Origin of the sequence: uncultured Enterovirga sp. (assembly GCF_964242715.1) — a bacterium.
GTDB lineage: Bacteria > Pseudomonadota > Alphaproteobacteria > Rhizobiales > Beijerinckiaceae > Enterovirga.
Map to the genome: position 1 here is coordinate 1 of NZ_CAXTAZ010000037.1, position 21,632 is coordinate 21,632.

19 protein-coding genes are annotated in these 21,632 nt (G+C 69.7%); 12 read left to right on the forward strand and 7 right to left on the reverse strand.

Features of this window, described 5'->3' with window-relative positions:
- The first annotated feature begins 110 nt into the window (after positions 1–110).
- From ACFE87_RS16985 to ACFE87_RS17005, 5 genes are all read left to right on the forward strand, one after another.
- Complete coding sequence (locus ACFE87_RS16985) at positions 111–1,670, forward strand: 2-isopropylmalate synthase (protein ID WP_375460835.1); 1,560 nt, start codon at positions 111–113, stop codon at positions 1,668–1,670.
- A gap of 260 nt (positions 1,671–1,930) precedes the next feature.
- Positions 1,931–2,140 (forward strand): cold-shock protein, encoded by a 210-nt coding sequence (locus tag ACFE87_RS16990; protein WP_375460836.1) that lies wholly within the window; start codon positions 1,931–1,933, stop codon positions 2,138–2,140.
- A gap of 248 nt (positions 2,141–2,388) precedes the next feature.
- A complete protein-coding gene (locus tag ACFE87_RS16995; protein WP_375460837.1) occupies positions 2,389–2,604 on the forward strand; it encodes a hypothetical protein in 216 nt (71 codons plus the stop codon).
- A gap of 51 nt (positions 2,605–2,655) precedes the next feature.
- The gene (gene rlmN, locus ACFE87_RS17000; RefSeq protein ID WP_375460838.1) at positions 2,656–3,918 is read left to right on the forward strand and encodes a 23S rRNA (adenine(2503)-C(2))-methyltransferase RlmN; all 1,263 of its coding nucleotides are present in this window, start codon (positions 2,656–2,658) and stop codon (positions 3,916–3,918) included.
- 115 nt (positions 3,919–4,033) lie between these two features.
- Positions 4,034–5,254 carry an MFS transporter gene (locus ACFE87_RS17005; protein WP_375460839.1) on the forward strand — a complete coding sequence of 407 codons (1,221 nt, stop codon included), beginning with the start codon at positions 4,034–4,036 and terminating at the stop codon, positions 5,252–5,254.
- 98 nt (positions 5,255–5,352) lie between these two features.
- On the opposite strand, the gene ACFE87_RS17010 is transcribed toward ACFE87_RS17005, so the two are convergent.
- The 4 genes from ACFE87_RS17010 to ACFE87_RS17025 form a co-directional block, all read right to left on the reverse strand.
- Positions 5,353–5,757: a carboxymuconolactone decarboxylase family protein gene (locus ACFE87_RS17010; protein WP_375460840.1), complete on the reverse strand. Its 405-nt coding sequence runs from the start codon at positions 5,755–5,757 to the stop codon at positions 5,353–5,355.
- Complete coding sequence (locus ACFE87_RS17015; protein WP_375460841.1) at positions 5,754–6,983, reverse strand: PLP-dependent aminotransferase family protein; 1,230 nt, start codon at positions 6,981–6,983, stop codon at positions 5,754–5,756. The genes ACFE87_RS17010 and ACFE87_RS17015 overlap by 4 nt, the downstream gene beginning before the upstream one ends.
- Positions 6,984–7,082: 99 nt before the next feature.
- Positions 7,083–8,558 carry a mechanosensitive ion channel family protein gene (locus ACFE87_RS17020; RefSeq protein ID WP_375460842.1) on the reverse strand — a complete coding sequence of 492 codons (1,476 nt, stop codon included), beginning with the start codon at positions 8,556–8,558 and terminating at the stop codon, positions 7,083–7,085.
- 1 nt (position 8,559) lies between these two features.
- Entirely contained in the window at positions 8,560–10,320 is a 1,761-nt protein-coding gene (locus ACFE87_RS17025; RefSeq protein ID WP_375460843.1) for a cache domain-containing protein, read from the reverse strand.
- A gap of 497 nt (positions 10,321–10,817) precedes the next feature.
- On the opposite strand from ACFE87_RS17025, the gene ACFE87_RS17030 reads away from it, so the two are divergent.
- From ACFE87_RS17030 to ACFE87_RS17040, 3 genes are read left to right on the forward strand one after another with little or no spacing between them, the layout of a single operon-like run.
- The gene (locus ACFE87_RS17030) at positions 10,818–11,795 is read left to right on the forward strand and encodes an aliphatic sulfonate ABC transporter substrate-binding protein (RefSeq protein WP_375460844.1); all 978 of its coding nucleotides are present in this window, start codon (positions 10,818–10,820) and stop codon (positions 11,793–11,795) included.
- Positions 11,796–11,808: 13 nt separating this feature from the next.
- On the forward strand, positions 11,809–12,666 hold the full coding sequence (locus ACFE87_RS17035) for an ABC transporter permease (protein WP_375460845.1): 858 nt from the start codon (positions 11,809–11,811) through the stop codon (positions 12,664–12,666).
- Entirely contained in the window at positions 12,666–13,451 is a 786-nt protein-coding gene (locus ACFE87_RS17040; RefSeq protein ID WP_375460846.1) for an ABC transporter ATP-binding protein, read from the forward strand. Before ACFE87_RS17035 ends, ACFE87_RS17040 begins: the two co-directional genes overlap by 1 nt.
- A 33-nt stretch (positions 13,452–13,484) precedes the next feature.
- Here the strand turns inward: ACFE87_RS17040 and ACFE87_RS17045 are convergent, their stop codons facing one another.
- Together ACFE87_RS17045 and ACFE87_RS17050 are read right to left on the reverse strand one after the other, a co-directional pair.
- On the reverse strand, positions 13,485–15,488 hold the full coding sequence (locus ACFE87_RS17045; protein ID WP_375460847.1) for a capsular polysaccharide biosynthesis protein: 2,004 nt from the start codon (positions 15,486–15,488) through the stop codon (positions 13,485–13,487).
- A 37-nt stretch (positions 15,489–15,525) separates the two neighbouring features.
- Complete coding sequence (locus ACFE87_RS17050) at positions 15,526–16,446, reverse strand: dihydrodipicolinate synthase family protein (RefSeq protein WP_375460848.1); 921 nt, start codon at positions 16,444–16,446, stop codon at positions 15,526–15,528.
- A 281-nt stretch (positions 16,447–16,727) separates the two neighbouring features.
- Between ACFE87_RS17050 and ACFE87_RS17055 the strand changes: the two genes are divergently transcribed.
- Together ACFE87_RS17055 and ACFE87_RS17060 are read left to right on the forward strand one after the other, a co-directional pair.
- Positions 16,728–18,482, forward strand: coding sequence for an IlvD/Edd family dehydratase (locus ACFE87_RS17055; RefSeq protein WP_375460849.1), 1,755 nt, complete (start codon positions 16,728–16,730; stop codon positions 18,480–18,482).
- An 18-nt stretch (positions 18,483–18,500) separates the two neighbouring features.
- Complete coding sequence (locus tag ACFE87_RS17060) at positions 18,501–18,899, forward strand: VOC family protein (RefSeq protein WP_375460850.1); 399 nt, start codon at positions 18,501–18,503, stop codon at positions 18,897–18,899.
- Positions 18,900–18,915: 16 nt separating this feature from the next.
- Here ACFE87_RS17060 and ACFE87_RS17065 read toward each other — a convergent pair whose 3' ends face one another.
- A complete protein-coding gene (locus ACFE87_RS17065; protein ID WP_375460851.1) occupies positions 18,916–19,347 on the reverse strand; it encodes a hypothetical protein in 432 nt (143 codons plus the stop codon).
- A 163-nt stretch (positions 19,348–19,510) separates the two neighbouring features.
- Between ACFE87_RS17065 and ACFE87_RS17070 the strand changes: the two genes are divergently transcribed.
- On the forward strand, positions 19,511–20,470 hold the full coding sequence (locus ACFE87_RS17070) for a CobW family GTP-binding protein (RefSeq protein WP_375460852.1): 960 nt from the start codon (positions 19,511–19,513) through the stop codon (positions 20,468–20,470).
- Positions 20,471–20,609: 139 nt separating this feature from the next.
- The gene (locus tag ACFE87_RS17075; protein WP_375460853.1) at positions 20,610–21,620 is read left to right on the forward strand and encodes a WD40 repeat domain-containing protein; all 1,011 of its coding nucleotides are present in this window, start codon (positions 20,610–20,612) and stop codon (positions 21,618–21,620) included.
- The last annotated feature ends 12 nt before the right edge of the window (positions 21,621–21,632 follow it).

A 21,632-nucleotide genomic window follows, 5' to 3' on the forward strand; every position in this document is an offset into this window, starting at 1 on the left:
CTTCTTAGCCGCCCCTGAGGGCCGGCCGGGCGCGAGCGCCTGGGCGCTCAGGGGATCGAGGTTCAGCCCGAGGGCGCCCTGCGGGCGCCGCCAGCGAGAAGGCCAGGAACATGACCGACACGACCCCGCGCACCCCTGAACGCGTCATCATCTTCGACACGACGCTCCGCGACGGCGAGCAATGCCCTGGCGCGACCATGACCTTCGAGGAGAAGCTCCAGGTCGCCGACCTCCTCGACACGATGGGCGTCGACGTGATCGAGGCCGGCTACCCGGCCGCCTCGAACGGCGATTTCGAGGCCGTGGCCGAGATCGCGCGCCGGACCAAGCGCGCGATCGTCGCGGGCCTCGCCCGCACCGCCGCGAACGACATCGACCGGGCCGGGGCCGCCGTGCGCTTCGCCGAGCGCGGCCGCATCCATGTCTTCGTGTCCACCTCGCCGGTGCACATGAAGTACAAGCTGCAGAAATCGCCCGATGAGGTGCTCGCGATGTCGATCGCGGCGGTGGAGCGCGCCCGGAACCTCGTCGCAGACGTGGAATGGTCGGCCGAGGACGGCACCCGGACCGAGATCGATTATCTCTGCCGCTGCGTCGAGGCCGTGATCCGGGCCGGCGCCACTACCGTCAACATCCCGGACACCGTCGGTTACACGACGCCGGACGAGTATCGCGCCTTGTTCCGGACAGTGCGGGAGCGCGTGCCGAATTCCGACAAGGCCATCTTCTCGGTCCATTGCCACAACGATCTCGGCATGGCGGTGGCGAACACCCTCGCGGGCGTCGAGGGCGGCGCGCGCCAGATCGAATGCACGATCAACGGGATCGGCGAGCGGGCCGGCAACGCGGCCCTGGAAGAGATCGTGATGGCGATCCGGACGCGCTCCGACGTTTTGCCCTACGATACCGGCATCGACGCCACGATGCTGACGCGGGTCTCGAAGGCCGTCGCCTCCGCCACCTCGTTCCCGGTCCAGTACAACAAGGCGATCGTCGGCCGGAACGCCTTCGCGCACGAATCCGGCATCCACCAGGACGGGATGCTGAAGCACACTCAGACCTACGAGATCATGACCCCGGCCTCGGTCGGCGTGTCGAAGACGACACTTGTCATGGGCAAGCATTCGGGCCGGGCCGCCTTCCGGTCGAAGCTCGAGGAGATGGGACATCGGCTGTCCGACAACCAGCTCCAGGACGTGTTCGTGCGCTTCAAGGACCTCTGCGACCGCAAGAAGACCGTCTATGACGAGGATATCGAGGCGCTGGTCGACGAGAACGTGGCGGAGTTGCACAACCGCGTGCGGCTCGTCTCGCTGACAGTGATCGCCGGCACGCGCGGGCCGCAGCGCGCGACGATCCGGCTCGATATCGACGGCCGCCACGCGACCGAGGAGCAGGACGGCAACGGACCGGTCGACGCCGTGTTCAACGCCATCAAGGTGCTGGTCCCGCACGAGGCTTTGCTCGAACTCTACCAGGTCCATGCCGTGACCGAGGGAACCGACGCCCAGGCCGAGGTCTCGGTCCGGCTCGGTGCCGAGGGCCGCAGCGTCACGGCGCGCGGGGCCGACCCGGATACTCTGGTCGCCTCGGCGAAAGCCTATCTCGGCGCCCTGAACAAGCTCCTGGCCGGCGGGGCCCGGCTGCACGCCCAACACGCCGCCGAGTAGCGCCCAGGGCTCCCGGTCGCGCCGCGAAGGCGCGGCCGAAAGGCGCGACTGGGCGATCCTTAGGCTCCGATTTTCCGATCGGGCTTGCGCCTGCCCTCTGGCCGGCCTATCTCCCTGTTATCGATTTTGGCCGCCGAAGCTGGGCCGTTTCGCCTTCTTCGTGATCGGCAGACGTTCAGACTCCCCCCAAATATCGGTTTGCCGAGGCAGCCCGCGACGTCGCGGGTCATCCCGGCATGGAATGTAAGAGGATAGACGTCATGGACACCGGAACGGTGAAATTCTACAACGAAACCAAGGGCTACGGCTTCATTTCGCCGGATGGCGGCGGCAAGGACGTGTTCGTCCATGCGACCGCTCTCGAGCGTGCCGGCCTGCGCAGCCTGGCCGAAGGCCAGAAGGTCTCCTTCGAGACCGAGACCGACCGGCGCTCCGGCAAGCTGGCCGTCTCGAAGATCGAGGCGGCCTGATCCAGCCTCGGCTTCGCCTCACGCGGAGCCGGTCGCGGCCCGGGATCCCGGGCCGCTCAAGGCCCGGCTGGACCGGGCCGTTTTGCAAGACATACGTTGGTCGTCATGCTATGCTGGCGTCAACGTATCTGCCGTCCCGGCGTCTCTTGCCTGGATGCGCCGGTTGCGCGAGCCCGTCTGGGCGCCCGACCCCATTTCCCGAGCCTTCCTGACCAGTGCGGAGCCTCGGGACAGTACAGGAGTATGCCATGGCAGAGCATCGCTTCCGTGTTGGACAGCACGTTCGCATGACGCACCGCTACCCCGATCCTGCCGGCAGCGCAGTCTACGAGGTGGTTCGGCTCATGCCCGAAACGCCCAACGGCGAATTCCACTATCGCGTCAGGAACCCGGCCGGCCAGGAGCGGGCCGCGAGCGAGAGCCAGCTCTCAGCCCTCGAAACGGCCATGGCGGCCGGCACCTGAACGAGGCCCGCCGATGCGGGCTGTCAGCCTTTTCCGGCAGGACCGCCCGACATGCTTTCCTCCTTATCTTCGACGGCGGAACCCCGCATCGCCCCACCCTCGACGCCGACCGAGGGTGGCTTCTCGCCGGTGCAGGGCCTTCCCTCGCTCGTCGGCCTGACCCGGTCAGGCCTCGCCGCTCATCTCGTTGCGTCCGGCGTCTCCGAGCGCGAAGTGCGCATGCGGGGCGCGCAGCTTTGGCATTGGATCTACCATCGGGGCATCACGCGCTTCGACGAGATGACGAATGTCGGCAAGGCCTTGCGAGAGCGCCTCGTCGCGACGGCGTCACTCGCCCGGCCGGAGGTCGTGACCGAACAGGTTTCTCGCGACGGCACCCGGAAATGGGTGCTGCGCATGCCGTCCCATCCGCAGGATCACGGCGGCCGAGCGGCCGAGATCGAGTGCGTCTACATTCCCGAAGCAGATCGCGGCACGCTCTGCGTCTCCTCGCAGGTCGGCTGCACGCTGACCTGCTCCTTCTGCCATACTGGAACGCAGCGGCTCGTCCGCAACCTGACCGCGGCCGAGATCGCGGCCCAGGTCGTGGTCGCCCGCGACCGGCTCGGCGACTGGCCGGGGGGCATCCGGCCGACCGACGGGCTCGTGCCCGAGGCTGGCGATCGCGCCATCACCAATGTCGTCTTCATGGGGATGGGGGAGCCGCTCTATAACCTCGACAATGTCGTCGACGCGGTCGAGGTGATGGCGGACGGCGAGGGGCTCACCTTGTCTCGCCGCCGCATCACCGTCTCGACCTCTGGCGTCGTGCCGGAACTGCCCGGGCTCGGCGAACGGGCCGGCGCGATGCTGGCGGTCTCGCTCCATGCGGTCCGGGACGATCTCCGGAACGAACTCGTGCCCCTCAATCGGCGCTACCCGATCGCGGCTCTGCTGCAGGCCTGCCGCGACTATCCGGGCGTCTCGAACGCCCGCCGCATCACCTTCGAATACGTGATGCTGAAGGGCGTGAACGATTCCGATTCCGATGCGCGCGAACTCGTTCGGCTGCTCCGCGGCATCCCGGCGAAGATCAACCTCATCCCGTTCAATCCCTGGCCCGGCACGGCCTACGAATGCTCGCCCTGGGAGCGGATCGAGCGCTTCTCCGATATCGTCTTCCGGGCCGGCTACGCCTCCCCGGTTCGCACGCCCCGCGGCCGCGACATCCTGGCCGCCTGCGGCCAGCTGAAGAGCGAGACCGAGAAGCTGTCGGCCCGGGCCAGGATGATGGCGGCCGAGGCGTCTGCCCTCGAAGGGGCCTGCCGGACCTGACGCTTGCCGGACCCGGCCGCGCCTGCATCGCCGGCATCGGGGCAAGCCTGGCCCGCAAGCCAGCCCTCCACCGGGCGACGTTGACCAGCGACCGCAGCGGGCTCAAGGCGTCTCCATGTCCACGATCGCCGTAACGCCTCATACCGCCGCGAGCCGGCCGCTGATTCCCGTGCTGGTGGCGCTGAGCGTGGCGCATCTGCTGAACGACCTGCTGCAGTCGATGATCCCGGCGACCTATCCGCTGATCAAGGAAACCTACGCGCTCGATTTCACCCAGGTCGGCCTGATCACGCTCGCCTTCCAGGTCACCTCGTCCCTACTGCAGCCGCTCCTCGGCTACGTTACCGACCGGCGGCCCTGGCCCTACGCGATGGTGGTCGGGATGGGCGCGACCCTGACCGGGCTGCTCGGCCTCTCCTTTGCGGCGAGCTACGGCTCCGTCCTCGTCTCGGCCAGCATGGTCGGGCTCGGCTCGGCCGTGTTCCATCCCGAGGCCACCCGCATGGCGCGCCACGCGGCGGCCGGCCGGCAGGGGCTCGCCCAGGGGGTGTTCCAGGTCGGGGGCCATGCCGGCTACGCGATCGGTCCGCTTCTGGCGGCCGCCGTGGTGGTCCCGCAAGGGCAGGAGAGCCTGTCCTGGTTCTCTGTGGTCGCGCTCGCCGCCATGGTCCTGATGGCCTGGACAGCCGGGCGCTACGCGGCGTTACGCCGGGAGCAGGTCGCAGCCGCGAAGGCGAGGTCCGCTGCCGACGACACGGCGGCCGTTTCGCTGCCCTCCGGCCGCGTCGTCTTCGCCATGGGCGTGCTGGTCGTGCTGCTGTTTTCGAAGAACGCCTATTCGGCGAGTTTCACCTCCTTCTACACCTTCTACCTGATCGAGCGGTTCGGCGTGCCGATCCAGACTGCGCAGGTGATGCTCTTCCTCTACCTCGTCGTCGGGGCGGCCGGCGTGATCCTGGGCGGCATCATCGGTGACCGGATCGGCCGCGATCGCGTCATCTGGCTGTCGATCCTGGGGACGCTCCCCTTCGCGCTCGCCCTTCCGCATGCGGACCTCGTCTGGACGGGCGTGCTGAGCGTGGTGATCAGCTTCATCATGGCGAGCGCCTTCTCGGCCATCCTGATCTACGCGATCGACCTCGTGCCGCACAGGGTCGGGTTGGTCGGCGGGCTGTTCTACGGGCTCGCTTTCGGCCTTGGCGGAGTCGCGGCGGCCGGGCTTGGCGTGATCGCCGACCGGATCGGCATCCTCGAGGTGTTCCGGCTCACCGCTTGGCTGCCGGCGCTGGGGCTCCTCACCTTCCTCTTGCCGCGGAGTCCGCCGGTCGCGCGCTGACGGCCTGCGCGGGAACCCTCCCCGAGGGGGAGAAGGGCAGGGTGAGGGGGACGCGCTCGCCGGAGAGGTCGTCCGCCCCGGCCCGCGCACCTTCAGGCTCAGCGCTCCGCCCGCTCCACCGCATGCCGCAAGACCTCGGCGCCCGACCTATTCCAGGTCGTGATGCCGCCGACCATCATCACCTGGACCAGCCCCTCGGCCAGTTCCGGCACCGTGAGCCCATGCTCCATCGCCGCCTCGGCGTGGCGCTTGGCGGCCTCGGTCTGGCCGACCAGCGTGTCGAGGAGCGCGAAGACGAGCTCCTTCGTCTTGAGGTCGAGCGCCCCGCCCTCAGCCTCGCCCCGCATGGCGAAGCTGCGCATCAGGCCGTAGCCCGCGAAGGCGCCGGGCGCATGCTCGGCCATCAGCCGGAAATTCTCCGGCACCCGGCCGAAGGTTTGCATGAAGCTCGCGATCCCGGCTGCGACGGCAGCCTCGGTCACGTCTTCGGGCGGCTCGCTCATGCCCGGGCCCGGTTGGCGCTGCGGGCCGGGACGCCCGTATGCTCGAACGAGATCCGGGCCAGTTCGGCCACGCCCTCGCGGATCACGCCCTCGGAGGGGAGCGCGTAGCAGAGCCGCATATGGCTCTTCGCCGCCTCGGGATCGCAGGACCAGTCCGGGCCCGGATTGAAGGCGAGCCCCTGGTCGAGCGCCGCCTGGGCAAAGCTCCGCACGTCGACGCCGTCGGGCAGCTTCAGCCAGAGAAAGATGCCGCCCTTCGGGTGGAAGATCTCGGCCGCGGTGCCGAATTCGCGCTCGATCGCGTCCACCAGCACGGCGAGCTTCGCCCCGAGTCCCGCCCGCAGCGCGTCGACATGGCGGTCGAACTCGCGCGTCACGTATTCGGCGACCACCATCTGTTCGAGCGCGCCCGATCCGGCATCGGTCTTGGACGCGACGAGCCGCCCGAGCACGTCCCAGGGGGCGACGACGTAGCCTATGCGGAGGGCAGGCGCGAGCGACTTCGAGAAGGACCCGATATGGATGACGCGCTCCGGGTCGAGCCCGTAGAGCGCCGGCGGCCGCTCGCCCGACCAGACCAGGTCGGCATAGCATTCGTCCTCGAAGATCGGCACGCCGAACTCGCGCGACAGGGCCAAGAGCTCGTGCCGCCGCCCGAGGTCCATGATCGAGCCCGTGGGATTCTGCACGGTCGGGATCGTGTAGATGTAGCGTGGCCGCACGCCCTCGCTCCGCAGTTCCTCCAGGATCGCCCGGAGCCGATCCATCCGGATCCCGCCTTCGTCGAGCGGCGCCCCGACCACGCGGGCCCCGAGTTTTTGCACCTTGGTGATCGCGCCCCCGTAGGTGAATTCCTCGAGGATCACCGTGTCGCCCGGCCCGACGAGCAGCGCATTGATGAGATCCATGGCCTGGAGCGAGCCCGAGGTGATCAGGACGTCGTCGGATGCGCAGCGGATGCCGCTCCGTTTTCCGAGCTTGTCGGCCACGAATTGGCGCAGCCGGTCATGGCCCTGCGGCGCCTGGCCGAGATTGTACATCCCGAGCAGATGGCCGTTCTCCGCCAGGACTTTGGCGGCGCAGTCGGCGAGCTCGGCGGCCGGCACCTGCTCCGGGTCGTTGTGGCCGTAGACGAAGTTGAGCCGCGGCAGCCCGGCGAAGCGCGGCGCCGGGACGGGGGCGTTGGGCCGGAAGGTCTCAGCATTCGAGAAGACGGTCTGGCTCACAAATCCTCCCACCCGGCCGCTCCTGGGCCTTGTCTCGATAGCTAACAGGGGCGCGGGCTGCTGGGCTAGAGCAGGCGGTCGGGGATTTGCTGGCTCGGCTCACACGGCCGAGGACGCAGCGTCACGCACCGGCGTTTGATCCCGCACCGTGCGGTCGGCTTCGAGCGCCTCCATCTGGCCGAGATAGAAAATCGCCGGCCGGCCACGTCGTCCGCGCCGCGATCTCACGTCGAACCCATCGTCGATCTGGGTCGGGGGCGCCGTCGCCAGAGCCTCCGCAAGGATAGGCTTGATCTCCGGATGTTCGGCCATGATCTCGGAGAAGGCGACTCTCGTGAGCTCGAACACGAGGCTCGCCGTCGCCGCGTAGGTCTGGCCGGAATGCGGCAAGGCGGCAAACAGCGCTCGGCGACCGAAAGCCTGCGTCGCGACGAAGCGCTCCTCGACGAAGCCGACCGAATCCGGGCGTGCCCGCCTGCGCGCGATCAGCCCCTCGCCGACGATGAACAGCGAGGCGCGGCGATCGCCTGCCCGCACGATCTCGGCGCCTGGGGGCACCTGCAACTCGATCAGCGCGTCGGCGATGCGCTTCTGCACCTCGGCCGACAATCCCTGGAACAGCCCGCATTGCTGCACGAGAAGCGTCCGGTCGAGGCGCCGGTCGGCCACACGGACCCGCCGGTCCGTGTTGACGACCTCCTGCTTCGGATAGGCGACGCCGATGCCGGCATCGCGAAGGCGCGCGAGCACCCCCTTGATGATGGCGTGGTCGGCGGCGAGGCCCTGGCGATTGTCGGCGATCACGTAGCGGACGGCATAGATCACGCCGTCCTGTTCGAGGCGGACCGCGTGGACCCGCGGAGGTTCCACCAGCGAGACCCCCGCCGCGCCGAGCACGCCTGCGAGCAGCAGGCGCTCGGCAGAGTCGGCCGAAACGTCGTAGTCGAGACAGACCTCCAGGATGCGCTGCTCGCTCCTGTCCGGCTTGTCGAAATTGGTGATCAGGGTGGCCCCGAGCGCCGCGTTCGGGATGGAGACGAGCCGCCGGGCCGAGGTCAGGATCGTGGTGCTGCGCCACGTCGTCTGCACCACCGTTCCTTCCACCTCGCCGATCTTGACGTGATCGCCAACCGTGAACGTGTTCTCGACGCTCAACGCGGCGCCGGTGAAGACGGCGAGGATCACGTCGCGAAGCGCGATGCCGAGCACCGCGAGGCCGAGGCCGCCCGTCGCCACGATGGCGGTGACGTCCCGATCGTAGACGAGCAGCATGATCAGGATCGCCGCCGTGAGAACGACCACGATCCAGATGATGTCGCCGAGAAGGGCCGGAAGAGCCTTGCCGGCCCGGGCCTCCAGGATGCCGTGGACGAAGTCCCGCCGGACGGCCCGGGCGACGATCAGCGCTGCGACGAAGGCCAGCGTCGCGACTTGGCCCCGCTTGACCTCCGCGAGCGGGAGCCCTGTCAGGAATGTCAGCGGCTGCGCCAGCAGACCCTCGAACAGCACCAGGAGGGAGAGCGCGACGAAGGCAAGCGCCAGCGCGGCGGAGGGACGGAACAGTTGCGGCAGCATCTCAGGCGGGCCGCAGGGTGAAGTTGAAGCCGACCTCGCCCGGCGTCGCTACCACGTCGAGGCTCCCGCCGAGCCGCTCGAAGACGGCCCGAGCCGCGGCGAGCCCGTCGTCCGGCTCACCGGCCGCGAGGGAGCCGAGGGGCGCCGTGTCGTCGAGCCGGGGCGTGTCCGCCCGCCACCGGCCGGGCCCGGCGAGCCGGCCGACGATCTCGCTTCCACGGAGCTCGGCCTGGAAGGAAAGCGTGTCGGCCTCCGTGAGCCGGTCCAGGGCCGCGGTGACCGCCGCGAAGGCCGAGCGAAGCAGGGCACGATCCCCGGCGACCTGCAGATCCGCGGTCTCGCCGACGATCGTCACCGGCGTCCCCCCGGGCAGCGTGCCCGGCAGATTGCCGGCGAGCGCGCCGAGCGTCACCCGCTCCGTCGCGACCGAGCGCCAGCCGTTGCGAAGGCCGATCACCTCCAGCTGGCTGTCGAGGGCCGCGCGAAGGCGCCGGATCTCCGCGGCCGCGAAGGTGAGCGCCGAGGAGGTCGGTTGGAGCGGCGTCCGGCTTGCCTGTTGCGCACCGCCGGCCGTCTCGAGCGCGCCCTGGATCGCGACGAGCGGATCCTTCAGCAGCAGAACGAGCTCGTTGACGATGGCGATCTTCCATGCATCCACGTCGCGCAGGCGTTGACGAAGGGCGTCGTAAGCGTGGGCCTTCTCGCGCAACTCTTGCAGACGGCCGGAGAAGCTCCGTTCCAGGCCGGCCCGAAGGCTGCGGAAGCGGAACAGGCCGAACAATACCAGGAGAAGGATCGAGGTCCCGATGGCCGTGGTCCGCAGCGCGATCGAGGTCCTGAGATCAGCGAGCTGAGCCGTGAGATCGCGCAGGAGCGTGATGCGTGTCATCGGGCGGCCGCCGATGTCGTTCACCGGAATGGTCTGGGCGAAAGTCGTTCGGTCCGATGCCTCGAAGATCCGCGGCTCGGGTGATGCAGGGTCGAAGGCCGCGCCCTGCAGGATCTCGCGGATTTCGGGACGGGAGAAGGCGAAATACAGCGCGCCAGTTCGCAGGACGTCGGTCCGCGGATTGTAAGGCCGGTCGAGCGCCTCCGAGGCCTTCTCGTCGACCGCGAATGCGAAATCGAGGCCCGTGGCTCGGCTTGCCACCTGGAGCGGCTCGAGGACGCCGCTGCCGAGCTCGACGCTTCCGACCAGCTTGTCGTCCAGGACGATGGGTGTGACCGCACGCAATTCCGGACCGATGCGTCCGAGCTCGATGCCTGCGATCGACACGCGTGACTTGAGCGCCGTCGCGACCGCGGTGCGCGCAGAGGCGTCGTCCCCCAGGAGCGACGGCCGATGCGCCCGGAAGAACGTGATGCCCTCCGGGGTCTGGAAGCCCAGAATGGAGAGTCGGAAGCGGGGAGCGAGAACATCGTTGTAGAAGTTCACGGTGCGCTGGGAAAGCTCGGTCCGGTCGCGGCGTGCCAGCGCCCCTGCGATGCTCTCGTCGCGCGCCAGGATGTCCGCGCCCAGTCGGAGCGACTGAAGTCTGGACTCTACGGCCTCGCGAAACACGGTCTCGAAACGGTCCGCGCCGGTTTCGAGCTCCGCCACAAGCTGCCGCTTTGCCCCTGCATATTGGCTGACTGCTGCAAGAAGACCGCCCCCCGCCACGAGCATGACGGCCGCGACGGCGAGAAGTGACTGGCGCCTCGGCCCCGACGTCGCCTCTTGCTCCGCCACTCCCGCCTGCGTTCCCAAAGCCTGCGCCGCCACGATGCTCTCCTCCGAGAGCCTGGGCTTAGCGAGGCCAAGGCAGCGTGACGAGACGAGACGAGACATTTTCCCGGCACTTGTTCGTCTCGGGCATCGGGCAGGAAAGGCCTTGCCCGGTCTTCCCTCCTGGCAACTTTCCGTACCGCCCCTTGCGGGAAGCCGGGTTCACCAGGTTCGAGGCCGGCCTGTGCAACAGGCGCGCAGCAATCGGGTGAGATCGTCTCCGATCCGTGCAACGTAGAAGAATAAAGTTCCTGCAAGCGTCAGAATAGAGAACGATCTGCGTCTTGCCCGCGCCGCAGAACTGATCAACATTCCGGCCTCTTTCGACGGATCATTATTATGCACGCAGCAAGACGGCTGAATCAGGCCTTTTGGCCCAGAGCTGCGGCGTCCTTTCGGCCGGCCCATCTCGGAGGCGCCCTTCGCCTCGCGGGCTCGGTGATCCTCCTGGGCCGGATCGTCCGCGGCCAGTGTGTTGTCCGGGGAGCCGTGTAATGGCCGTCTCACGTCGTGCTTTCCTGGGTTCCGTGGCTGCGTCCTCGGCCTTGCTGGTCGCGGGCCGTGCCGACGCGCAGGTGCCGCGCGAAATCCGGATCGACTACGCGACATACAATCCCGTCAGTCTTGTCCTGAAAGAGCAGAAGCTTCTCGAACGCGCTTTCGAGAAGGACGGGATCGCGGTGCGCTGGGTTCAGACGCTCGGCTCGAACAAAGCGCTCGAATTCCTGAATGCCGGCTCGATCGATTTCGGCTCGACCGCCGGCTCGGCCGCTTTGCTCGCCCGGATCAACGGGAACCCGATCAAGGCGGTCTACGTCTATTCGCGCCCGGAATGGACCGCGCTCGTGACCCGCAAGGAAACCGGCATCGCCTCCGTCGCCGAGCTGCGGGGCAAGCGGGTCGCGGTGACGCGCGGGACGGACCCGCACATCTTCCTCGTTCGGGCGCTGGCCGAGGCGGGGCTGACCGAGAAGGACGTCAAGCTGGTCCTGCTGCAGCATCCGGACGGGCGGCTCGCGCTCGAGCGGGGCGACGTGGATGCCTGGGCCGGGCTCGACCCGATGATGGCCGCGGCGGAGGTCGAGACCGGGGCCGTCCTGTTCTTCCGCAGGCCCGAGGCGAATACCTGGGGCATCCTCAATGTCCGGGAGGATTTCGCGGCCAAGAGCCCGGCGCTCGTCCGCCGCGTGCTCGGGATCTACGAGGAGGCGCGGCGCTGGTCCCTCGATCATCCGGCCGAGTTGAAACGCATCTTCGCGGCCGCCACGAGGCTGCCGCCGGCGGTGGTCGACCGGCAGATCGACCAGCGTACCGAGCTGACGCATAGCGCGATCGGGGCGCCGCAGCGCGCATCGATCCTGGCCGCCGGCCTCGCCCTGCAGAAAGCCGGCGTCGTCGAACAGAATGTCGACGTTCAGGCTGCGGTGGACGCGCTGATCGAACCGGCCTATCTCGCGAAACCCACTCACTGAAGCCGGTTTCTGAATGATGTCGGGGGAACTCGCGGCCGAAGCCGGACGCGGGGCGATTGACCTCGCCGACGAGGCGAGCCCGCCGGGCGGCGTCGGATGGCGCCCGCCGACCGCGCGCCTCGTCCTGGCGCTGGCGCTGCCCCTCCTTCTCGGCCTCGGCTGGGAGGCGGCCGTCGGCCTCGGCTGGGCGAGTGGCCGGCTGATGCCGCCGCCGAGCCGTGTGCTCGCGGCACTCGGCCGGCTCGCCGCCTCCGGAGACCTCGCGACCCATGTCTGGGCGACGGGCTGGCGCATCGCGGTCGGCTTCGCCCTCGGGGCCGCCGCCGGCATCCTGCTCGGCGTCGTCTCGGGTGCGAGCGAGATCGCTCGCCGCCTCCTCGACCCGACCATCCAGGCGCTGCGGGCCATCCCGTCGATCGCCTGGGTGCCGCTCTTCATCCTCTGGCTCGGGATTTTCGAGGCGTCCAAGGTCGCGCTGATCGCGGCCGGCGTGTTCTTTCCCGTCTATCTCGGCGTGGCCGGCGGCATCCTCTCCGTCGACCGGAAGCTGATCGAGATCGGCCGCGTGTTCCGCTTGTCGGAGCCGGAACTGGCGCGCCGCATCCTCCTGCCGGCGGTCCTGCCCGAAGCCGTGCTGGCGCTCCGGTCGGGGCTCGGGCTCGGCTTCATGTTCGTCGTCGCGGCCGAATTCATGGGCGCCTCGGAGGGGCTCGGCTACCTGCTGGTCGACGGGCAGCAGCTCGGCAAGCCCGACCAGATCCTGGCCGCGATCGTCGCCTTCGCGCTCCTCGGCAAGGCCGCGGATGCGCTTCTCGTGCTGGCGACGCGCCCGCTGCTGCGATGGCAGGATGTCCGGCGGGACAGGCTCTGATGCTGCGGCTCGAGCGCGTCGCCAAGACCTATGCCGACGGCACGGTCGCGCTGGGCGGCATCACCCTCGCCGTCCGGCCCTCCGAGATCGTGGCGCTGCTCGGCGGGTCCGGCTGCGGCAAGACCACCCTCCTTCGGCTGATCGCGGGGCTCGATCGGCCGAGCGGCGGGGCGATGCGCCTGGACGACGAAGGCATCGAGGGCCCGCATCCGGGGGTCGGCGTCGTGTTCCAGGAGCCCCGGCTGCTGCCCTGGCTCAGCGTCGCGGACAATGTCGGCTTCGGCCTCGCCGCGCTGCCGGCGGCGGAGCGGCGAGACCGCACCGCGCACGCGCTCGAGAAGGTCGGACTCGGCAGCCATTCCGGACGCTGGCCCAAGGACTTGTCCGGCGGCCAGCAGCAGCGCGTCGCGATCGCCCGCGCCTTCGTGACCCTGCCCCGGCTCCTCCTCCTCGACGAACCCTTCTCCGCGCTCGACCCGTTCATGCGCGCCAGCCTGCACGAGCATCTGCTCGGGCTGTGGGAGGAGCATCGGCCGATGGTGGTCCTCGTGACGCATGACGTCGCCGAGGCCGTGACGCTGGCGGACCGCGTGCTGGTGATGCGCCCCAAGCCGGGCCGCCTCGAGGACGAGATCCCGCTCGCCCTGAGCCGTCCGCGCCACCCTCTGGCGCAGGGCTTCGACGCCGCCACCCGCCGTGTTCTCACGGTTCTCGACCGCTCGCTGCAACCGGCCGAGACCGCCTCCGCGGTCCCGGCTCCCGTGGCGGCGGCTTTGTGGTGGTAGTGTTTCCGTCGTCTTCGTGCGGGCGTCGTCCTCTCAGCTCCGGTTCAGCCGGCGCCAGGCGAAGGACCAGACCTGCTTTAGATAGCCCTCGACCGTGCGCTCGCGGCGGGTGAGGCGCGGATCGCCGGCCTCGAGACGGCGCACCAGCGTCTCGGGCGGGCAGGGGAGGCCGGTCGGCGGGTCGATGTAGCGGGGATAGAGGATCAACGCGCCGGCCACGAGTTCGTCGAGGGAGAGGCGCCGGGTGCGGCGGGGCGAGGCGGGGCTCTCGGTCAGGCCCCAGCCGGCATAGAAGGGCAGCCCATGCGTCGTGACGGGTTTTCCGCGGAGCAGGGCTTCGAAGCCGAGGAGCGAGGTCGCGACCTCGACCCGGTCGGCCCGGTCGATCGCGTCCGGGGCGGCGACGTCCCGGATCACGACGTCGGCGAGGCTCGCGGCTTCGCCCGGTGGCAGCTGGCCCGGTCGCAGCCCGGCCTCGACGTCGGGATGGGGCTTGTAGACGATCAGGGCGTCGGGATTGCGCTCGCGCGCCCGGCGAAGGAGGCCGGCATTGCCGACCACCGTCGCGGCGCCGAGCCGGATCGAGGCATCGTCCTCGACCTGCCCGGCGACCAGCACGACCGGGCGGTCGCGCGGCAGGTTCGGCATCGGGGCCGTGCCGACATTGTACTTGCTGAGCCGGGCGCCGACGATCTGGGCGCGGAGCCTCGCGGCGCGGGCGAGGAGCGCGGCGTCGAAGCCATGCTGCTCGAGCAGGGTTTCGAGGTCGCTCGGGCCGGTCGCGTCGTAATAGACGCCGGTCCGGTCGAGCACGTAGGAGGCCCCCTGCCGAAGCGCGACGCCGAGCCCGATCGAGCGCAGGAAGCCGTCCTCCATGCGGAGGAGCGGGATCCCGGCCGCCCGGCAGGCCTCCTCCGTCCCGGGCGGGGCGCGGCTGGCCCAGGCGATGGCCCGGTCCGCCCGGCGGAGTTCCGCTGCCGTGATGGTCGCGGCATCGGAGACGACGGGCTGGAAGCCCGGGGCCGAGAGCGTGCGTGCGAGCCAGGGCCGCTTCCAGGGTGCGAAGCCGAGGCAGACCGTGCGGGTCGCGTTCTCGCGATGCCGGGTCCGGACGAGGTCGAGCGTCTCGAGCGCCTCCTCGAAGCTGCTCGGCCGGCCCTCATAGGGGTCGAAATAGCGCGAATAGAGCAGGTAAGCGCCGGCGAAGACCTCGGCGACGCTGCGGCGGCTCGTCCGGCGAGGTGTCAGGAGACGGTCGTCGGTAAAACCCCAGCCGGAATAGAAGGTGACGCCGAAACAGGTGACCGCGCCGCCAGCGAGGCAGGTCTCGAAGCCGACATGGGTCGCGACCGTGTAGAGGCGGCGGCAGCCTTCGGCGACCGACCAGCCCTCGACCGGGTCGCGGACGAGGACCGCGCCGGTTGCCGTGGCGAGCTCGTCGAGATGGCCGGGGCCGGCCCCGAAGGGCGCGGCCGGATCCATCACGACGACGATCTCGGCGCCGGGATTCTCGCCCTGGGCCGCCTCCAGCATGCGCCGGAACCGGCCGGGGCCGGCCAAGGCGAAGCCCGGGCCGAGGTCGCCGCGCGGCTGGTCAACGACGACCACCCGCTCCGCGGCCGAGCGGGCCGAGGCGGAATCCGGCCGGCGCGAGGAGGCGAGCCGGAGCAGCGCCTCGTCGAGGGTGAGGCGGCGCGGATCGTTGTCGAGGGAGAGCCGGCGGCGCCGGAGTTCGGCCATGCCGGCCTCGGCGCGCCGCATGAGGTCGTCGGCCTCCCAGCCCCCCTCTTCGAGGATCACGGTGAGCTCGCTCGGGGCGGTCGCATCGTAATAGATGCCGAGCCCGTCGATGACGTAGCTCAGCGCCCGCCCGCCGGTCTCCTCCGGCAGGCGCAGGAAGCCCGGCTCCCAGCGGTCGCTCTGCCGGATGCGGTGCGAGGTCGGCTCGCTCGCGAGGCGCTGCCGGCCGCGACGCGGCGCCGGCGGCGGCACCTCGCTGCCGGGATCCCGCGGCTCGACGCGTTTCAGCTTGCTCAACGGGCTGGTCCGATCCGGGACGAGCCTGCGACGGTCGTCACGCGGCCTTGGCGAGCGTGACGCCGCAGGAATCGAAGGTGGCGTAGAGCGTCTGGGCGGCCTCGCCCGAGAGCTTCATGTGCGGCGGCCGCATGTTGAGCCAGGCATCGTCGCCGGTATTGCGGGCGACGAGCGCCTTGAGGCCCGGGATCAGGGCGGCCGATGTCACGGCCTTGCGGATGGCGGTCAGCGTCTCCTGCGCGGCCGCGCCTGTGGCCTGGTCCCAGCCGGAATAGACCTGCGCCGAAACCGCCGAGCCGACATTGGAGGCGGCCGTGATGCAGCCCGCGCCGCCCGCATTCAGGAGCTGGTGCAGGTGGCTGTCGTCGCCGCAGAAGACCTCGAAGCCGTCCTTGGCGAAATGGTCGACGTAGCTCTTCGTGTTGGCATAGTCGCCGGACGAATCCTTCAGGCCCTTCACGACGCCCGGATAGGCCTTCAGCAGCCGGCCGATCAGCGCGACCGTGATCGGCACCGCCGACTGGGCCGGGAAGTGGTAGAAGTAGATCTTCGCCTTGCCGCCGGTGCGCTGGATCACCTCGGAATAATAGGCGAAGAGCCCGTCCTCGCTCGGATTCTTGTAGAAGAAGGGCGGCAGCACGAGCACGCCCGGGCAGCCGAGCTCGACCGCCTTGTTCGTGAGGATCACCGTGTCGGTGATGGCCGGGACGCCCGTGCCCGGCATCATCGCCCGGGCCGGGATGCCGCGCTCGACGAGCCCTTCCATGACGGCGATCCGCTCGGACAGGCCGATCGAATTCGCCTCGCCCGTGGTGCCGAGGACGCCGAGCCCGTTGCAGCCATTGGCCAACAGCCAGCGGGAATGGCCGGCCATGCGGTCGAGATCGACCGAGAGGTCGGCCCGCATCGGGGTGAGGACGGCGGCGTTCACGCCCCCGTAGATCGCGTCGGTCATCATGGTCGTTCCTCCGCCTGCTCGTTCGTGCGTGCTTCGAGACGCCGCCCGCGTCGCGGTCGGCTCCTCAGCATGACGCCGTTCTGGAATCCACCACCGGCGTCATGCTGAGAAGCGGGCGCCAGCCCGCGTCTCGAAGCACGCACGCCCTCGCCGCGCAAGCGCAGGGGCTCAGGTGACACGAAGTTGCCGAGCGTCGCTTGTCCGACCCTACCCCGCGGGCTAGTCCGCTGTCTCGAGCCGTCCCAAGGTGGGCAACACCGGGCGGGCCAGCGGAGCGGAACATGACCAAGCGAGGCCTGCGCAAGGGGCTGACCAGCTACGGCGACGAGGGGTTCTCGCTCTTCCTCCGGAAGGCCTTCATCAAGGCGATGGGCTATTCCGACGACGCTCTCGACCGGCCGATCGTCGGCATCACGGACACCTATTCCGACTACAATCCCTGCCACGGCAACGTGCCCCAGCTCGTCGAGGCGGTGAAGCGCGGCGTGATGCTGGCCGGCGCCATGCCGATGGCCTTTCCGACCATCTCGATCCACGAGAGCTTCTCGCACCCGACCTCGATGTATCTCCGCAACCTGATGGCGATGGATACGGAGGAGATGATCCGGGCGCAGCCGATGGACGCGGTCGTGATCATCGGCGGCTGCGACAAGACCCTGCCGGCCCAGATCATGGCGGCCGCCTCCGTCGACCTGCCGACGATCGTGGTGCCGGTCGGCCCGATGGTGGTTGGCCACCACAAGGGCGAGGTGCTCGGCGCCTGCACCGATTGCCGGCGCTACTGGGCGGCGCACCGGGCCGGCCAGATCGACGAGGCCGAGATGCTGGTCGTCGAGGGCCGGCTCGCCCCGTCCGTCGGCACCTGCATGGTGATGGGCACGGCCTCGACCATGGCCTGCATCACCGAGGTGCTCGGCCTGTCGCTGCCGATGGCCGCCACCATTCCGGCGCCGCATGCGGAGCGGATCCGGATCGCCGAGGCGAGCGGCCGGCGCGCCGCCGCGATGGCGGTCGAGGATGGCCCGCGCCCGTCCGACCTCCTGACGCCGGCCGCCTTCCGCAACGCCCAGGTCGTGCTCCAGGCGATCGGCGGCTCGACCAACGGGCTGATCCACCTCACCGCGATCGCCGGCCGGACGCCGCACGCGATCGACATGGCGGAATTCGACCAGCTCGGCCGGGACGTCCCGGTGCTGATCGACCTGAAGCCCTCGGGCCAGCATTACATGGAGCATTTCCACCATGCGGGCGGGGTGCCGAAGCTGATGCGCGAGCTCGGCGACCATCTCGACCTCGACGCCCGGAGCGTCGCCGGCGGCACGCTCCGCGAGATCGTGGCCGCGGCCGAGGAGGTGCCGGGCCAGGATGCGATCCGCTCGCCCGCGAACCCGATCAAGCCCGAGGGCGCGATGGCGGTGCTGCACGGCAACCTCGCGCCGCGCGGCGCCGTGATCAAGCATTCCGCCGCGACCGCGCGGCTGCTCCAGCACGAGGGTCGGGCGGTGGTCTTCGAGAGCGTCGAGGACATGACGGAGCGGGTCGACGATCCCGACCTCGACGTCGAGCCGGACGACGTCCTCGTCCTCCGCAATGCCGGCCCGATCGGCGCGCCCGGCATGCCCGAGGCCGGCTACCTGCCGATTCCGAAGAAGCTCGGCCGCGCCGGCGTGAAGGACATGGTCCGCATCTCGGATGCCCGGATGAGCGGCACCGCCTTCGGCACGATCGTGCTGCACATCGCGCCAGAAAGCGCGGCCGGCGGGCCGCTCGGCCTCGTCCGGACCGGCGACCGGATCCGTCTCGACGTCGCCGGACGCCGCATCGACCTCTTGGTCGACGAGGCCGAGCTCGAACGCCGTCGCGCCGCCGCCCCGCCCCGCCAGCGCCCCGACTGGGCGGCCCGGGGCTATGCCCGGCTCCTCCACGACACGATCACCCAGGCCGACGAGGGCTGCGACTTCGATTTCATGCGCGGCGTGAGCAACGACCAGGCCTTCGTCGAACAGGTCCCGGCCGTCGACGGCACGGACAAGTAGCGAGGGAAGGAGGCGGACATGATCGGCTACGTCACGCTCGGCACCAACGACCGCACGCGCTCGGCTGCCTTCTACGACGCCGTGTGCGCCGAACTTGGCGCGGCCCGGATGATGGAAACCGAGCAGTTCATCGCCTGGGGCAAGCCGGGCCACACCGGGATCGGCCTGACCACGCCCTTCGACGGGCAGCCCGCGACCGTCGGCAACGGCGTCATGGTGGCGCTCGCCGCCTCCGACCGCGCCCATGTCGGCCGCATCCACGCGGTCGCGCTCGCGCAAGGCGGCACGGACGAGGGCGGGCCGGGCGAGCGCTTCCCCGGTTTCTACGCGGCCTATTTTCGCGACCCGGACGGCAACAAGCTCAACGCCTTCGCCATGGAAGGCGCGCCCGACGCGACCCCGCCCCAGGCAGGCTGAGGCGGGCGCGGGTGCGTTACTGCGGCTTCGGGCGGGCCTGCATCATCTTGCGCTGCTGCTCGTAGACAGTCTTGAAGTCGTAGGTCGGGTAGAAGTCGGTCCGGTAGGGCCCCCACATCGTGTTCTCGAGCACGACGTTGATCTCGCGCAGCTTCTCGGGCGGGAATCTCAGCGTCACGATCTGGCCGATCCCCACCACGACATACCAGGACACGACCTCGACCCCGGCCGGCGGGAACTGGTCGAAATAGCCCTGCTTGTGGATGATCGTGTTGATCTCGTTCAGGTTCTTCGACTGATCGTGGCGCATGAAGACGGTCATCATCATGGTGCCGTCGCCGGTCGAGGGCGCGATCGGCGGGGCGGTGGCGGGCTGCTGGGCAGAGGCCGGAAGCGCGCCCGCGAGGGCAAGGGCGAGGGCTGCGACAGGGAGGCGAAGGCGGGTCACTCAAGATCTCCGGGTTTGACGCGGCACCATCGCGGCCGACCGCGATCCGGACAAGGCCGGACGGCGTCCGGCAGGCTTCTCAAGCGCCATCCGGAGGGCGATATAGGCGGCAACCCATTCGCGTCCGCCGGCCGCCCGGCCGCCCGACCCCGCGCAGGCTCCCATGACCGACAAGATTCCCGTCACCGTGCTCACCGGCTATCTCGGCGCCGGCAAGACCACGCTCCTGAACCGCATCCTCACCGAGCAGCACGGCAAGCGCTACGCCGTGATCGTCAACGAGTTCGGCGAGATCGGCATCGACAACGACCTCGTCGTGGGCGCCGACGAGGAGGTGTTCGAGATGAACAACGGCTGCATCTGCTGCACCGTGCGGGGCGACCTCATCCGCATCATCGAGGGGCTGATGAAGCGCCGCGGCAAGTTCGACGCGATCATCGTCGAGACGACCGGCCTCGCCGATCCGGCGCCGGTCGCTCAGACTTTCTTCGTCGACCAGGATGTCGCCGAGCGCGCCCGGCTCGACGCCGTCGTGACGGTCGCCGATGCCAAGTGGCTGACGGACCGCCTCAAGGACGCGCCCGAGGCCAAGAACCAGATCGCCTTCGCCGACGTCGTGCTCCTGAACAAGGTCGACCTCGTCACGCCCGTCGAGCTCGACGAGGTCGAGGCCCGGATCCGGGCGATCAACCCGACCGTCCGCATCCACCGGACGCAGAATTGCGACATCCCGATCACCGAGGTGCTCGACCGCAAGGCCTTCGACCTCGACCGGATCATGGAGGTCGAGCCCGACTTCCTCGAGGCCGGGCATCACCATCATCACGACGAGGAGATGATCTCCTTCTCCTTCCGGGCCGGCGAGGTCGATCCCGACAAGTTCATGCCCTGGATCTCCGACCTGACACAGCGCGAGGGCATCAACATCCTGCGCTGCAAGGGCATCGTCGCCTTCCCGAAGGAGCCGCGCCGCTTCGTCTTCCAGGGCGTCCACATGATCCTCGACGGCGATCTCCAGCGCGACTGGCGTCCCGAGGAGAAGCGCGAGAGCCGGGTGGTGTTCATCGGCCGCGACCTGAACCGGAAGGCGTTCGAGGAGGGATTTTTGGCGTGCGCAGCGTGAGGGGTCGGCACTCCGCTGACAGCGTCATCCTGAGGAGGCCGGCGAAGCCGGCCGTCTCGAAGGACGCACAACGGTCGTGCGTGCTTCGAGGCGCGCCTTCGGCGCTACTCAGCATGACGCTGGCGGGGATGTGGAGGCCATGACCACCACCCTCCCGTCCCTCGCCGACGCCGTCACGTCCCTCGACACCGGCTCCGAAGTCACCGGCGTCGGCTGGCTCAATGACACGGCCGCCTTCGCGCTCGCCGACGGTCACGTGCTGCTCGCCAAGGCGGACGGCGCGAGCCACCGAAGCCTGGCCCATCCGGATGGCGCGATCCTGGTCGCGGCCTGCGACGGGAAGCGTCTCCTCACGGGGGGCGACGACGGCAGGGTCGCCGCGACCGGGCCTGACGGCGCGACCGCCGTCGTCGCGGAGGCCAAGGGCGGCGCCTGGATCGACGCGCTCGCGCTGCACGCCTCCGGCGCCTTCGCCTATGCGGCCGGCCGCGTCGTCATGGCCCGCGACGACAAGGGCCGCACGAAGACGATCGAGGCACCCTCCACCGTCCGCGGCCTCGCTTTCGCGCCGAAGGGCTACCGCTTGGCGCTGGCCCATTACAACGGCGCCACGCTCTGGTACCCGAATGTCGAGCCGAAGCCCGAGAGCCTCGAATGGAAGGGCTCCCATCTCGACGTGACCTGGTCCCCCGACGGGCGCTTCCTGGTCACCTCGATGCAGGAGAATTCCCTGCATGGCTGGGGGCTCGCCCCGGACAAGGGCCACATGCGGATGTCGGGCTACGCCGCGAAGCCGCGCTCGACCTCCTGGTCCTTCGGCGGGGCGTGGCTTGCGACCTCGGGGGCCGATGCCGCCATCGTCTGGCCCTTCGATTCGAAGGAAGGTCCGACCGGCAAGGCGCCGCGCGAATGCGGGCTTCGTCACGCCAAGGTCACCCGCGTCGCGTTCCATCCCCACGTGAACGTGCTGGCGGTCGGCTACGAGGATGGCTGCGTGCTGCTGATCCGCTTCGACGACGGCGCCGAGCTGCTGGTGCGGCGTGCCGTCCCGGACAGCGACGTCACGGCGCTCGGCTGGAGCGCCAGCGGCGGCCATCTCGGCTTCGGCTGCCGTGACGGCGCCGCCGGCCTCCTGGCACTTCCGGGCTGAAACCGCCCGGTG

Coding starts and splice junctions, on each gene's coding strand:
- ACFE87_RS16985 (WP_375460835.1), top strand. CDS start 111: ATGACCGACACGACCCCGCGCACCCCTGAACGCGTCATCATCTTCGAC.
- ACFE87_RS16990 (WP_375460836.1), top strand. CDS start 1,931: ATGGACACCGGAACGGTGAAATTCTACAACGAAACCAAGGGCTACGGC.
- ACFE87_RS16995 (WP_375460837.1), top strand. CDS start 2,389: ATGGCAGAGCATCGCTTCCGTGTTGGACAGCACGTTCGCATGACGCAC.
- rlmN (WP_375460838.1), top strand. CDS start 2,656: ATGCTTTCCTCCTTATCTTCGACGGCGGAACCCCGCATCGCCCCACCC.
- ACFE87_RS17005 (WP_375460839.1), top strand. CDS start 4,034: ATGTCCACGATCGCCGTAACGCCTCATACCGCCGCGAGCCGGCCGCTG.
- ACFE87_RS17010 (WP_375460840.1), bottom strand. CDS start 5,757: ATGAGCGAGCCGCCCGAAGACGTGACCGAGGCTGCCGTCGCAGCCGGG.
- ACFE87_RS17020 (WP_375460842.1), bottom strand. CDS start 8,558: ATGCTGCCGCAACTGTTCCGTCCCTCCGCCGCGCTGGCGCTTGCCTTC.
- ACFE87_RS17030 (WP_375460844.1), top strand. CDS start 10,818: ATGGCCGTCTCACGTCGTGCTTTCCTGGGTTCCGTGGCTGCGTCCTCG.
- ACFE87_RS17035 (WP_375460845.1), top strand. CDS start 11,809: ATGATGTCGGGGGAACTCGCGGCCGAAGCCGGACGCGGGGCGATTGAC.
- ACFE87_RS17040 (WP_375460846.1), top strand. CDS start 12,666: ATGCTGCGGCTCGAGCGCGTCGCCAAGACCTATGCCGACGGCACGGTC.
- ACFE87_RS17050 (WP_375460848.1), bottom strand. CDS start 16,446: ATGATGACCGACGCGATCTACGGGGGCGTGAACGCCGCCGTCCTCACC.
- ACFE87_RS17055 (WP_375460849.1), top strand. CDS start 16,728: ATGACCAAGCGAGGCCTGCGCAAGGGGCTGACCAGCTACGGCGACGAG.
- ACFE87_RS17060 (WP_375460850.1), top strand. CDS start 18,501: ATGATCGGCTACGTCACGCTCGGCACCAACGACCGCACGCGCTCGGCT.
- ACFE87_RS17070 (WP_375460852.1), top strand. CDS start 19,511: ATGACCGACAAGATTCCCGTCACCGTGCTCACCGGCTATCTCGGCGCC.
- ACFE87_RS17075 (WP_375460853.1), top strand. CDS start 20,610: ATGACCACCACCCTCCCGTCCCTCGCCGACGCCGTCACGTCCCTCGAC.